Source organism: Citricoccus muralis (assembly GCF_029637705.1).
Classification (GTDB): domain Bacteria; phylum Actinomycetota; class Actinomycetes; order Actinomycetales; family Micrococcaceae; genus CmP2.
Genome location: NZ_CP121252.1, coordinates 310320 through 323964 on the forward strand (window position 1 = coordinate 310320; position 13645 = coordinate 323964).

The window sequence follows — 13645 nt, forward strand, 5'->3', positions numbered from 1 at the left end:
CGCCGGTGGCTAGTAATAAAGACATTCTCGACGCCCAGCGCTTCAACAAGCGCCGGCTGATCTCCGCGTTCACCTCCGGGATCCCCTCGGGACGCGAAGTGGAGCTGAAATCGCCGTGGGGTCCGCTGATTCTGGGCCTCGTGCTCACCGGGCTGATCATGCTCGGCGGCTGGCTGTTCGGCCGTTTCGCGCCCAGCCTCCCACAAAACTGGGAATCCGGGACGTACGTGGTCGACAGTGACTCCGGCGCCCGGTACTACAGCGTGGACGGGGTGCTGCATCCGATGCTCAACACCGCCAGTGCACGTCTCTTGCAGGGCTCGGCGGTCTCCTCAACGGTGGTGGGCTCTGACGCGCTGGACGGAATCGAACGCGGTACGCCCATCGGGATTCCCGGAGCACCCGACTCGATGCCGGGTGAGGGCCAGCTCAGCGCTGCTGGCTGGATGACCTGCCCCGTGGGCGAGGACGTCTACGTGAATACGGCTGCGAATCCGCAGACTGCGGAGGGGGAGGGTGCCCTGGTGAGCTACCAAGACCAGCTCTACCTCATCGCCGAGGGGACCCGTCATGCGATTCCGGATGACCAAGAAGGCACGGTACGGATTGCCTTCAACTGGGAATCCACGGAACCAATTCCGGTCAGCGCATCCTGGCTGGACCTGTTCGAGCAGGGCAGCGAGCTGGCCCCATTGACCGTCGATAACGTGGGTGAATCACTGGCGGGCCTGCCCGAGACGATGGCGGGCGCCACCGTGGGCACGGTGCTTGAGGTCCCCGACGCCGTTGGTTCCCGCCATTACGTGCTGACGAGCGAAGACACGGTCCAACCGCTGAACCCCGTGCAGCTACAGATGTACCTGACCGGCGGCGCCGTGGAGGCTTCCTCTACCGTGCGAGTCTCCGTGGCCGATATTGCGCGATTCGACGTGGGCGAAACCGGCCCCGGGCCCGAGGACTGGCCCACGGCGGTACCAACATTGCCGGAGGCTTCTGAGACCGCGTGCGCCGTGCTGTCGACGAGCAGCGACGGCGGCGAGGGGTCGACTGCCCCACACACCGAGGTCGTGGCTGCCCCGGCACCGGCTGAGGCGGGCATCGAGGTGCCCGGCGGCACTGGCGCCCTGGTCCGCGCTACGTCCGGAGGCGAGGTGGGCAGCCTGCACTTGATCACCGACACCGGTCAGGCCTTCGGCCTCGAGGGTGACCCGGGCGAGACGATCTCCGCGCTGGGATATACGGAAGAGGATCTGAACACCGTGCCGGCGGCGTGGGTGCGTCTTTTCGATACCGGTCCGTCGCTGTCGCTCGAGGCAGCTTGGGCGACCGTGCCAGAGGCGGAGGCCACTGAGTGAGGCTGCGCGCAGTCTGCGGCGCCGGTCTGCTGACGGGCGCCCTGCTCTGGGGGCTTCCGGTAGCGGACGCCCCAACTGCCCACGCTGATACCACCGGCACCGCTTCCGGCGATGAATGCATGGTGGGCGCAGAACGCTGGGTGGCAGACCGCCCCCTGGCTTACGCCCAGCTCGGGATCGACCGTGCCCACCAGATCAGCACCGGTGAGGGGGTGCTCGTCGCCGTCGTCGACTCGGGCGTGGACTCCAGCAACGCTCACCTCAGTGATGTCACCCGAGCGGGCGAAAACATCACCGGTTCAGGATCCGCCACGGAAGACACTGATGGCCACGGCACGGCGATCGCCGGTCAGATCGCCGCCCGCGCGGTGGAGGGGTCCGGGGTGCTGGGGATCGCTCCCGACGCCGAGATTCTGCCGGTGAAGGTCTACGACACCACCGAGCCCCGCGGTAATGATGACGACGCCGTGGCGCCGAATCTACCGATGATCGCAGAAGGTATCGACTGGGCCGCCGATCGGGGAGCGCAGGTGATTGTCGTGGCACTGTCGAGCACGGAGAATAATCCTGCAGTGGAAGCCGCCGTGCAGCGCGCCACGCAGCAGGGTTCGCTGGTGGTCGCTAGCTCCGGCAACCGCGCCACCGCTGCCGAAAACGAACAGGGTGATGGGGTGCGCTACCCGGCCGGGTACCAGCAGGCGCTGGGGGTGGCCGCCGCGACCGATGATGGTGCGTCATCTGATCAGGCGATTCATGGCACACAGGTCGACCTGGTGTCGCCCGCACAGAACGTGGCTACCACGTATTTTGGTGATGGCGACTGTGTGATGTCGCAGGACGCTCCCTCCACCTCATTCGCCACCGGCTATGTTGCTGGTGTAGCCGCGCTGGTGGCGGCTGCGCATCCCGAGGAAGGTCCCGAGATGTGGAAATGGCGGCTGGAAGCGACCGGACTGCGGGCAAACCCGTCGCAGCGCACCGATCAGCTGGGCTGGGGAATCGTTTCTGCGTACGACGCGCTCACCGTGACGCCGTCGACCGAACTGCTGGGTCCGGCGCTGCCCGGCCAGGCGCCAGCCGCGTCCGGTGCACAGGTGGGCCGGGTTCCGCCGAGCCCGGAAGAAGATCCACTGGCAGTCCGGGCGCAGTTCGGTCTCTGGGCGACCGGGCTGGGCGTGTTCGGGGTGTCCGTGCTGTGGTTGGTGCGCCGCCGCATCGACGCAGGATCCTAGTGGCGCCTACGACGCGCTGGTATTGTCCCGACGTCGTGTCAACAACACGAGGGCGGCGAGAAAACCTCCGGTGACCAGGACGATCTGGGTTTGCCGGGTGTCACGATCGGCGGCGCAGAGATCGCGGAAGCGTTGTTCGGCTGCGGTCCAGAGTGTCTGTTCGGCGTTGCCTTCGTGCTGGATCGTATCGCCAGATGCCGTGCTGAGCGGTGCACACTCGACGGTCGATTCGGCGTCCTGAGCCAATGAAGCGGCATGTTCGCCGGGCGAGGTAAAGTACAGTCCGCCGAGGCTGATGAGGGCGACCAGGATCAATCCCAGGATTCCCCACGAGACGAGGGGGGCGGTGTTCTGAGTCTCCTTGGACGACATCGTCTTATCCGTTCTATTCACCACGATCAGTTCGCTTCTTCTCTTTCACGGCGCTCTCGTTGCTCATCTTCGGCATCCGTCCAATCCCACACATCAGCATCGGGAGAGTAGGGGTTTCCCGCGTCGTTCTGGCTGATGACATTCTCCAGTTGCTGTGAATTAGCGCCATCCGTCTGCTCGATCTCCGCGATGGCCAATTCCATTTGGCGTGCCCCGAGGTCGATGTCCCAGGCAGCATCGCGTAGGAGGCGGTATTGGGCGTTGTTGACATCGGCGAAGGCTCCGCTGGGCCCGCTGGGTCCATTACCTATGTTTGCGTCACGGGATACAGCGCTGTAGGTAGACAGTCCAAGATACTCGTCCGCAGTCTGATTGAGATACAACGAAAGCTCGGGAAGTCTGTTGCTCCACAGATCGGACAACCGCTCTGGATTGACATAGACACCCTGACCGGAAATATCGAGATGGTCCGGGTCGACGGAAGGCAAGGTGGGGTTCACATCGTCTTCTGGCTCCTCGGAGTTGGAACCGACGTCAGAGCCATTCGGGTTGACGAGCAGCGCGAGCTTGGTGTTGAGGTGGCTCTGGATGTTGTCCTCCTCATCAGCGATCTCCTCGTTCAGTGTGGAGAGTGACCCTTCGAAACTGCCCATGGCACCCTCATAGGTGCCCGGTCCGGGCTGATTCGCTGGAGATGCGCTGGGATGGCTCGTGATGATGTCGGTTGCGACGCCTGCGAGGCCCGCGACTTTGGCGAGCCCGCCGGTCGCCAGCGTTGAAACGGCCGCAGCGATCCATCCGACGACCGTGAAAGAAACTGCCCACTGAGAAGGAGCTTCATACTCGGCGATGGCATTGCACACTCGGATGGCTTCTTCGAGTGTGGCGACGAATCCCTCACGGCTGCTTTCCCAGAGGCCCTGCTGGGCGATGACTGCTTCGACTTGTCCCATGGACACGTCGCAGTACACGCCGAAACTACGCCACATCGGTCGGAGGAAGCTATAGCGAAACGCATCGATGGTTTCACCGCTCATCTGGCCGAGAATTTGCTCAGTGTCGGTCTCGAAATCATCGATGTATCCCGCGGATGCACTGGTGCCATTGGAATAGTTGGAGACATTCGTTGCGAGTTTGCTGACAATGGTGGTGCAATCGCCCAGTACGGACCCGAGGTCACTGGGATCGGGCAGATCCAACCAGGGAGCCACGGCTTGATCGATTCGTTGCCGGATGGCATCGAATGAGGCGCGGTAAGAATCAGACTTCGATCCAGACTGAATCCAGTCTGAGATGAAGAAGTTGCTACTCCATTCACCACCGCCCGAACCATCCGTTCCGGGCCTGGTCACGAAGGTTTGATGACCATCGTTCACATCACTCGCGTACTGGTCACCTTCAATGTGCCACTCAGGGACGAGGTCTGATGATGCGGCCTGGATAGAGCGATCGCGCATCCAGGCATCAATAGCCGCCCGCTTTAGTTCGCCGACCAGCGCAGTTCTCTGGGCGTATGTTCCCATAATGAGTGATTTTCTCCGTTGATGTGCATCGGAATCTGCTGTTGACGAATTCTACGGCACGAGCTCTGGATCAAGGGTGCGCCGCGTCATTCGATGATCGACAAGGGCGGATAGCCGCGCGCGTCGTCGTGGTGCGAGGGCCCGGCGATCTCTTCGACCACGCGGGCTTCACGGCGCTGGGCTCGGCGTGGATCGCGGAATAGGGTGCGCACCGCGTCCTTCACGTTTGTTTTCTGCACCAGGGTGAACCCGTCGGGAGCGGTGAGCCCCTCCGTCGTCGCCGGAACCACCGCCCGGTCGAATCCGAGTCGTGCAGCCTCGGTGATGCGGCGCTGGATGCCGGGCACCGGGCGCAGCTCCCCGGCCAGGCCGATCTCCCCGAAGGCGATGGCGCCGGAAGGGATCGGGGTTTCGGTTTTCGAGGAGGCGATCGCGGCGGCCACGGAGAGATCCGCAGCGGGTTCGGCCATCTTCATCCCGCCCACGGTGGAGACGTAGACGTCGTCACGGGTGAGATTCAGCCCCATCCGGCGGACCAGCACCGCGATGAGCATGTTGACCCGCGGGGTCTCCAGCCCGGAGACGGTGCGGCGCGGGGTGCCGCCCTCGCTCTGAGACACCAGGGCCTGGACCTCGGCCAGCAGGGGGCGCCGCCCCTCCAAGGTGACGGTGATGGCGGTGCCCTCCACCGGGTCTGCGCCCGAGGTGAGGAAGAGTCCGGAAGGGTCCTCTACCGAATGGATGCCGGCATCGGAGAGGTCGAAGCAGCCCACCTCGTCGGTGGAGCCGTAGCGGTTCTTCACCGCGCGGACCATGCGCAGCCGGGAGTGTCGGTCGCCGTCGAACTGGCACACCACATCCACCAGGTGCTCGAGCAGGCGCGGCCCGGCGATGGAGCCGTCCTTGGTGACGTGGCCGATGAGCAGGGTGGTGATGCCTCGGGTTTTCGCGGCCTTGATCAGCGCGGCCGAGACTTCCCGGATCTGGTTCACCCCGCCGGCGGTGCCCTCCACCTCGGTGGATTGTAGGGTCTGCACGGAGTCCACGACGACGACGTCGGGGTCGATCACCTCGATCTGGCCCAGCGCCCGGCCCAGATCGGTTTCCGCGGTGAGGAACAGGGTGTCGGCCACCGCGCCGATGCGGTCGGCGCGCAGCCGGACCTGGGCGGCGGATTCCTCGCCGGTGATGTACAGGACCTTCCGGCGTGTGCCGTCCTCCCCGGTTTGTGAGGCCACCTGGCCGGCGACATCGAGCACCAGGGTGGATTTGCCGATGCCCGGTTCGCCCGCCATGAGGATCACCGCGCCGGGGATGAGCCCGCCGCCCAGCACCCGGTCGAGTTCGGACACCCCGGTGGGGTGGAAGCGGGCAGCCGAGGCGTCGACGTCAGAAATCGGTACGGCGCGCTGCGCTTCCGTCACGGCGGTGGCGGTGGTGCGCCCGGCCGTGGGGTCGGTGCCGATCTCGGTGACGGTGCCCCATTCCCCGCATTCCCCGCAACGGCCCACCCATTTGATCGTGGTCCAGCCGCATTCGGTGCAACGGTAGTTCGGGGTGCGTCGCGAAGAGCTCGAAGAAGCCATGGCTCTCAGCGTAGTCGCCCGGACGGACACGTTAGGCCCATCATCCACATCAGGACAGGTGCGGAAGGTAGCTGACGGCCTCGTCGTGTGTGATGCCGGTGGCCTCAAGGAAGTCCACCATCATCGGGCGCAACAACATCACCAGTGCTTCGGAATGCAGCGTGTTCGCTCCCAGCTGCGCCGGGTCGAGCTGCGCGGTGGCGGAGCCCAAGGCGTCACGGGCCACCGAGAGGGAACGGTGGCGGCCGGGAACCCCGGGCTCGGAGAGAGACCGACCGAGGATAGCGACCGCATCCGCCGCCTCGTCGAACCAATCGGCGAGCCGCTCCATGCCGTCCTCGTCGAGCATCGCCTGGTCCACCACCGTGATGACCCTGCGGGCCACGATGCGCAGAGAACGCACGGCCAGATCGGTCATTTCCACGGTGTCTTGTGTTTCGTCGAGAATCTGACGGGAGGCCCGCTTGGTGGGGGAGTAGGTGGCCAGCTCGACGGCGGACTTGAGGTCCTTGCGCAGGTCATCGAGGATGCTCTGCGTACCACGACACGAGACCAACCCCATCCACGCGTGCCGGGATTCGTGCGTACGCAGTGCCATCGAGCAGTCGCGCAGTACCTCGGTGATGGTGGAATAGAGTCTGCGCAACCCCTCGGCGGGTTCGCGCTGCAGGTTCTTCGGGAAGAGCAACGTGATGACCAAGGCGATCACCCCGCCCACAGTGGCGTCGATACTGCGATCGAAGGGGCCATTGGCGGGCAGCGGGAGCAACACCACCAGCACCGACTGCAGGGACATCTGGGTGGTGAAGATGACCCCGGAATCCAGGAATCGCGCCACAATAGTGGACACGAAGACCACGAGCAGCGCTGTGGCCCAGTTCGCCCCGAGCAGGGTGAGCATGAGATCGCCGATCAGAATGCCCAAGGTGCAGCCGACGGCGATCTCCACCACCTTGCGCACCCGCGGATCACGACCGAAGCCCAGGGCGATCAGGGCTGCCGTGGCGGCGAAAATGGGCTGGTGATGGCCCAGCACCTGCTCAGCAAACACATAGGCACCCACCGCCGCGATGGCGGAGGTGGCGGCTGGAACCAGCGCGGACCGGGCGCGGGAGGCGCCTGAACGCACCCGGCGGCGGCCGAAGCGAGTCAGCTGTGCCCAGCGAGAACGGGCACGACCGTCGTGCTCATGCGGGTCGCCGGAGGCGCCGAGTGGGCCGGAGGTGGTCATGGTTCTAGCCTAGGACGAAAACCGCTTGTGAGCCGCGAGTGATAGAGATAACAGCGAAAACGCGGGATGATGCGAAGTGTTCACCTTCTGTTTACCTCGAACTGCCCATCAGGTTACGTCGGCTCCTTAACGTGAAACCTGGTTCGCGCGACAGGACGTGTCCGGAACCGACAACCACCGGGTTTGAATCCGTGAACTCGTCACCTATCTCGAAAGAGGCACTGAAGTGAAGCTTCGTCGCTTTGGCCGCTCCGCAGCGGTCCTGTCCATCGCAGCCCTCGCCCTGACCGCCTGCGGCGGCAACGGCGACGAGGAGACCACCGACACCGCCAGCAACGGCGGCGCCGCTGCCTCGGGCAACCTCATCGGCGGTGGCGCTTCCTCGCAGGAAGCCGCCATGACCGCTTGGACCCAGGGTGCCAACGAGGCCAACCCCGAGCTGACCGTCTCCTACGACCCGGTGGGCTCCGGCTCCGGTCGTGAAGGCTTCATCAACGGCGCGTACTCCTTCGCCGGTTCCGACGCCGCCATGGATACCGATGAGCAGTCCCAGGCCGAGGCCATCTGCGGCCCCGACGGCGTGTTCCACGTTCCTTCCTACATCTCCCCGGTTGCCGTGGCGTACAACCTGCCCGACTTCGAGGGCGAGAACGTGAACATGGACGCCGACACCATCGCCGCTGTGTTCGCCGGCGAGATCACCGAGTGGAACGACCCGCAGATCCAGGATCAGAACGACGCCGAGCTGCCCGACACCGCCATCACCGTGGTGCACCGCTCGGATGACTCGGGAACCACCGAGAACTTCACTGCTTACCTGGACGAGGCTGCTTCCGAGTCCTGGACTTACGGCGAGGTTGAGGCTTGGCCATCCGAGATCACCGCTGAGTCCGCACAGCAGACCTCCGGTGTGGTGGGCCTGGCTTCCTCCACCGAGGGTGCTATCACCTACGCCGACGCCTCGCAGATCGGCGACCTGGGCACCGTGGCCGTGGGTGTGGGCGAGGACTACGTTCCTTACTCCGCTGACGCCGCAGCTGAGGCCGTTGCTTCCGCTGAGGAAGACGCCGAGGCCGAGGGCGCTGTGGTGCTGGACCGCGCGACCGACGCTGCCGGCGTCTACCCGATCGTGCTGGTTTCGTACCACATCTTCTGCCACTCCTACCAGGACCAGGCCACCGCCGACCAGGTCCGCGAGTTCGGCAACTACATTGTCTCTGAAGAGGGACAGACCGCTGCTGAGGAGTCGGCCGGAAACGCTCCGATCACCGACGGCATCCGCGACGCAGCGATCGAGCGCCTGGACGCCATCTCCGTCCAGGGCTGATCTGATACGACGCCAGACAGAGCACCGTAGGCAGTCGTCGATCGAGGGGCGACTCTCGATCGACGACTGCCGCGTGCTGTCTGCGGGTATCGTGGTTGTAGCCACTCCACCCCTGACCATGATCGAACTCCGAGGGGAGTCACTGTGAGTTCCACCGCCACCGACGCGGCTCCGTCCACCGGTTTGAAAGCCGGACGCTCGGCCGCAGCCGGCGATAAGGTCTTCTCCGGCCTGGCGCTGGCCGCCGGCGCCGTCATCCTGCTGGTGCTGGCCTTCGTCGCCATCTTCTTGGTGGTTGAATCGCTGCCGGCCCTGGCGCCGAGCTTCTTCTCCACGCAGGATTCGATCAACTCCGCCGACACTATCTGGCAGTATGTGCTGCCGCTGATGGGTGGCACCATCATCGCGGCCATCATCGCGCTGCTGCTGGCCACTCCGGTCGCCGTCGGTATCGCGCTGTACATCTCCCACTACGCCCCGCGGAAGATCGCCACCCCGGTGGGCTACGTGATCGACCTGCTCGCCGCCATCCCCTCCGTCGTCTACGGTGCCTGGGGTATGACGGTGCTGGCCTCGCTGATGGTTCCCATCTACGGCTGGCTGGACCAGTACCTCGGTTTCATCCCGTTCTTCGCCGGTGACCCCTCGGTGACCACCACCGGACGGACCATCATGACCTCCGGCGTGGTGCTGGCCGTGATGATCCTGCCGATCATCACCTCGCTCTGCCGCGAAATCTTTATCCAGACGCCGAAGCTGCACGAAGAAGCCGCACTGGCCCTGGGCGCCACCCGCTGGGAAATGGTCAAGATGACCGTCTTCCCCTTCGCCCGCGCCGGTATCGTCTCGTCCGTCATGTTGGCCCTGGGACGCGCCCTCGGCGAGACGATGGCCGTGACCATGGTGCTCTCCCCGGGCATCTTCACCTGGTCGCTGGTCACCTCCGGCCGTCACGCCACCATCCCGTCCGAGATTGCGCTGAACTTCCCAGAGGCCTTCGGGATGCGCCAGTCTGAGCTGATCGCTGCCGGCCTGATGCTGTTCATCATCACCTTGGCCGTGAACATGACCGCTCGCTGGATCGTCAGCCGCCACAAAGAATTCTCAGGAGCGAACTGATGAGTGCTATCGCAGAGACCCCTCAGCGGAAGAAAGCGAAGAACTCGCTCAAAGCCGGCATGATGCCCGGCTGGGTGTGGATGGCTGTCGCCGCGGCGTCGCTCATCCTCGGTGCCGGTCTGACCGCCATCCTTGGTGGTGCCGCAGACTTCAACGTGGCCGGATGGCTCGTGCTCTCCGCCATCATCTACCTGGTGGGCATGTACGTGACCACCCGGATCCTCGAGACCAAGCGTCGCGCTACCGACCAGCTGTGGCGCAATCTGGTGTGGACCGCATTCATCATCGCCCTGATCCCGCTGATCTCGGTGATCTGGACGGTGCTCGCCAACGGTCTGCCCACGCTGATCAACACCCCCGGGATCTTCACCACCGACATGTCGGGCGTGACCGGTGCCGCGGATATCGCCACACAGAATGAGGGTGCCCCGCTGGCCGGCGGCATTCTGCACGGCCTGGTCGGCACCTTGATGATCACCTTGATGGCGACCCTGATCTCGGTGCCCATCGGTCTGATGGCCTCGATCTACTTGGTGGAATACGGTAACGACAACCTGTTCTCCCGCTCCATCCGGTTCTTCGTGGACGTGATGACTGGTATCCCCTCGATCGTGGCCGGTCTGTTCGCCTTCGCGGGCATGACGCTGTTCATGACCACGTTCATCGGCTCCGCGCCGGCCCAGCTGCAGGCCGTGAAGACCGGCTTCACCGCGGCGGTCGCGTTGTCGGTGCTGATGATCCCCGTCGTCGTGCGCTCCACCGAAGAAATGCTGCGCGTGGTGCCCAACGAGCTGCGTGAAGCCTCCTACGCCCTGGGCGTGCGCAAGTGGCGGACCATTATGAAGGTGGTCATCCCCACCGCGATCTCCGGTATCGCCTCCGGTGTCACCTTGGCCATCGCCCGCGTGACCGGTGAGACCGCACCGATCCTGGTGACCGCAGGCTTCGCCGTCTCGGTGAACTGGAACGTCTTCAGCGGCTGGATGACCGCACTGCCCGTGTACATCTACCGCCAGCTCATCAACCCGACCGCCCCGGCGGCTGGTGTACCCTCGGCACAGCGCGCCTGGGCTGCGGCACTGGTGCTCATCGTGATCGTGATGGTGCTCAACCTGATCGCCCGCGTGATCGCCCAAGCATTTGCCCCCAAGAAGACCGGCCGCTAAAGCCACCGTCAAGAATAGGACTGACCATGTCGAAGCGTATTGACGCCATTGACCTCAACGTCTACTACGGCAGCTTCCTGGCCGTGGAGGGCGTCAACATCAACATCGAGCCCCGCTCCGTGACGGCTTTCATCGGCCCCTCGGGTTGCGGCAAGACCACCTTCCTGCGCACCATCAACCGCATGCACGAAGTGCTGCCCGGTGCCCGCGCCGAAGGCCAGCTGCTGCTTGACGGTGAGGACATCTACGAGTCCGGTGTGGACCCGGTGACGGTGCGCACCATGATCGGGATGGTGTTCCAGCGCCCGAACCCGTTTCCCACCATGTCGATCCGCGACAACATCCTGGCCGGCTACCGGCTCAACGGCACTCGGATGTCCAAGTCGAAGGCCGACGAGATCGTGGAGCGCTCCCTGAAGGGCGCCAACCTCTGGAAAGAGGTCAAGGACCGACTCGACAAGCCCGGCTCCGGGCTATCCGGTGGTCAGCAGCAGCGTCTGTGCATCGCCCGCACCATCGCGGTGGAGCCCGACGTGATCCTGATGGATGAGCCCTGCTCTGCCCTGGACCCGATCTCTACCCTGGCGATCGAGGATCTGATCAACGAGCTGAAGGACGACTACACCGTCGTCATCGTCACGCACAACATGCAACAGGCTGCACGCGTGGCCGACAAGACCGCGTTCTTCAACATTGCGGGCACCGGCAAGCCCGGCAAGCTCATCGAGTACGACGAGACCAACGTCATCTTCAACAACCCGGCCAACAAGCAGACCGAAGACTACGTCTCCGGCCGCTTCGGCTGATCCGGCTCGGTCCGCAGAACGACGCCCCGACCAGGCCGGTCGGGGCGTCGTTGGGTTCTGAGGGTGCCGGGTCGGGACGCCTCACGGCGCGTGGCCGCTCTAGGCGGCAAATTGTTTGGAGCCCGGGGGTACCGCGACCCGACACCTGCTTCCAGTGTGACGCGTTCACGCCGGGTTTGTCCAGTGCGACGACGGCGCTGCCGGACATCTTCCGGGGGCCGGTCAGGAGCCGGCGCGCAGCCCGGGAACCAGGGGTGTCATTGCGGCGGTCAGCACCAGGCCCACTCCCGCACAGACCACGAGCGTGAGAACGAAGTAAACGCCGAGGCGCGCCACCTGCGGCCAGTTCACGGAATGGTGCGATTGGTTCTGCCCGGCACCGATGATGGCCGCGGCGGCCGCATGTGAAGAGGAGATGGGCAGGTGAAATACGAGGGATCCCACGAACATCAGTAGGGCCGAGGAGAACGAGGCGATGGCCGAGCGCAATGGATCCAGCAACACGAGTCGATCCGTGAGTGTATGCGCGATGCGCCAACCACCCAAAAGGGTGCCCCCGCCGAGCATCGCCGCGGTCAGCGCGGTGATCCACCATTCCGATCCCAGCTCGATTCCGGCCGCGGAAACCGCGATGGCCAGCACCAGGTACATGCGTTGGCCGAATTGGAGCCCGTGGCCAAAAGCGTTGCCGGCTGCCGTCACGGACAGCGCCATCCGCGCCGGGGTGTTGACCACGCCGGGGGACGCGTCTCGCGTCCACCACAGTGCAGGGAATACCAGCAACCAAGCCATGCTGAGTGCGATGAGTGGCGAGAGCACCAACGCAATCAGCAGGAACAGGGTGGCCGTGGTGATCTCCTGGGCGGCGATCTCAACGACGTCGGTGCTCAACAGCGCTACCCCGCCGCCGATCACTCCCGCAGCCAGCGCATGGGAGGACGAGGTGGGCACGCCGCGCCACCAGGTGAGCGCGTCCCAACTGAAGGCGGTGATCAGCGCGGCCAGCAACACCATCAGCCCAGCGGGGCCGTGGGGAACAATGGCCAGAAATTCGCGGCCCACATGAGCCATCATCAGGGATCCGACCACCACGCCGAGCACGTTGAGCAGTGCGGCCAGAAGCAGCGCGGTGCGGGGAGTCAGCGCGCGAGCACGCACGGGTAGGGCGATGGCGTTGGGGGCATCGTGGCCGCCAGCGATCATGGTGAAGGCACTGGAGGCCATCAGGACCGCAATAAAGAGAATGAGAGTTCCCGGCTCCACCGCCTATGACTCCCGCACCAGCACCCCACCGAGGTGAACGATCATCTGCCGCCAGGCGTTCAGCGTCTTCTCGAGGGAATGGGCGATCTCGCGGCGGCCGCGATAAGCGCGCGGCATGGATTCTTCGACGTCTTGCAACACCCAGGCCGTGACCAGCCGCTCGCAGCGTCGAGATAGGCGGGTCATCTCCAGCCAGGTCTCCTCCAGATCATTGAACTCTTGAAGCTGCGAGCAGGCGCGCTGGGTCAGCCGCGCTTGCTGGCCGAGCACTTCGAGCAGATCCATGGCGTCGCCAGTGAGCTTGACCTGCTGGGTGCTGCGGATCACGAACCCGGTGGTGGCCACGTGCCCGACCACCAGGGACATCCAGCTGGAGAGGGTGTAGAGGTCTTCTCGTGGCAGCGGAGTGATAAAAGCTGATCGCAGCGAGGTCATCAACGCCATATGCGTGGTGGAGGCAGTGGTTTCCAAGGTGCCGAGCCGGGTTTCGATCTGTTCGGCTGATGTTTGGTCAGCACCCATGAGCTGACCGAGGTGATCAACGGACTCGCTGATGAGGTCAGCAAGCGTCCCGAGATGGTCCAAACCGGTGGTCTCGGGAGTCAACAAGCGCGAAAACGAGAAGTTCATCGAGTGCAGGATACCGCCGCAAAGTAAACAGCCGG

General features: G+C 64.6%; 12 protein-coding genes. 6 read left to right on the forward strand and 6 right to left on the reverse strand.

The genetic code is table 11. The features are described 5' to 3' along the window. The first annotated feature begins 5 nt into the window (after positions 1-5). Both eccB and P8192_RS01365 read left to right on the forward strand, forming a co-directional pair. Complete coding sequence (gene eccB, locus P8192_RS01360; RefSeq protein WP_278157901.1) at positions 6-1355, forward strand: type VII secretion protein EccB; 1350 nt, start codon at positions 6-8, stop codon at positions 1353-1355. Beyond that, positions 1352-2587, forward strand: coding sequence for a S8 family serine peptidase (locus P8192_RS01365; protein WP_278157904.1), 1236 nt, complete (start codon positions 1352-1354; stop codon positions 2585-2587). Before eccB ends, P8192_RS01365 begins: the two co-directional genes overlap by 4 nt. Positions 2588-2593: 6 nt before the next feature. Here P8192_RS01365 and P8192_RS01370 read toward each other — a convergent pair whose 3' ends face one another. From P8192_RS01370 to P8192_RS01385, 4 genes are all read right to left on the reverse strand, one after another. Continuing rightward, entirely contained in the window at positions 2594-2959 is a 366-nt protein-coding gene (locus P8192_RS01370; protein WP_278157905.1) for a hypothetical protein, read from the reverse strand. A gap of 26 nt (positions 2960-2985) precedes the next feature. After that, positions 2986-4482, reverse strand: a complete 1497-nt coding sequence (locus P8192_RS01375; protein ID WP_278157906.1) for a hypothetical protein — start codon at positions 4480-4482, stop codon at positions 2986-2988. An 86-nt stretch (positions 4483-4568) separates the two neighbouring features. Next, the gene (gene radA, locus P8192_RS01380; RefSeq protein WP_278157907.1) at positions 4569-6068 is read right to left on the reverse strand and encodes a DNA repair protein RadA; all 1500 of its coding nucleotides are present in this window, start codon (positions 6066-6068) and stop codon (positions 4569-4571) included. Positions 6069-6117: 49 nt separating this feature from the next. After that, complete coding sequence (locus P8192_RS01385; protein ID WP_278157908.1) at positions 6118-7299, reverse strand: FUSC family protein; 1182 nt, start codon at positions 7297-7299, stop codon at positions 6118-6120. A 226-nt stretch (positions 7300-7525) separates the two neighbouring features. Between P8192_RS01385 and P8192_RS01390 the strand changes: the two genes are divergently transcribed. The 4 genes from P8192_RS01390 (at position 7526) to pstB (ending at position 11717) form a co-directional block, all read left to right on the forward strand. Further along, positions 7526-8626, forward strand: coding sequence for a phosphate ABC transporter substrate-binding protein PstS (locus P8192_RS01390; protein WP_278157909.1), 1101 nt, complete (start codon positions 7526-7528; stop codon positions 8624-8626). Between the two features lie 144 nt (positions 8627-8770). After that, entirely contained in the window at positions 8771-9745 is a 975-nt protein-coding gene (gene pstC, locus P8192_RS01395) for a phosphate ABC transporter permease subunit PstC (protein WP_431521127.1), read from the forward strand. Beyond that, a complete protein-coding gene (pstA, locus tag P8192_RS01400) occupies positions 9745-10911 on the forward strand; it encodes a phosphate ABC transporter permease PstA (RefSeq protein ID WP_270106594.1) in 1167 nt (388 codons plus the stop codon). Before pstC ends, pstA begins: the two co-directional genes overlap by 1 nt. 26 nt (positions 10912-10937) lie before the next feature. Beyond that, complete coding sequence (pstB, locus tag P8192_RS01405; protein ID WP_270106593.1) at positions 10938-11717, forward strand: phosphate ABC transporter ATP-binding protein PstB; 780 nt, start codon at positions 10938-10940, stop codon at positions 11715-11717. 222 nt (positions 11718-11939) lie between these two features. Here pstB and P8192_RS01410 read toward each other — a convergent pair whose 3' ends face one another. Together P8192_RS01410 and P8192_RS01415 are read right to left on the reverse strand one after the other, a co-directional pair. Continuing rightward, positions 11940-12980 carry an inorganic phosphate transporter gene (locus P8192_RS01410; protein WP_270106592.1) on the reverse strand — a complete coding sequence of 347 codons (1041 nt, stop codon included), beginning with the start codon at positions 12978-12980 and terminating at the stop codon, positions 11940-11942. Between the two features lie 3 nt (positions 12981-12983). Further along, positions 12984-13610: a DUF47 domain-containing protein gene (locus tag P8192_RS01415; protein ID WP_270106591.1), complete on the reverse strand. Its 627-nt coding sequence runs from the start codon at positions 13608-13610 to the stop codon at positions 12984-12986. Positions 13611-13645 lie beyond the last annotated feature (35 nt).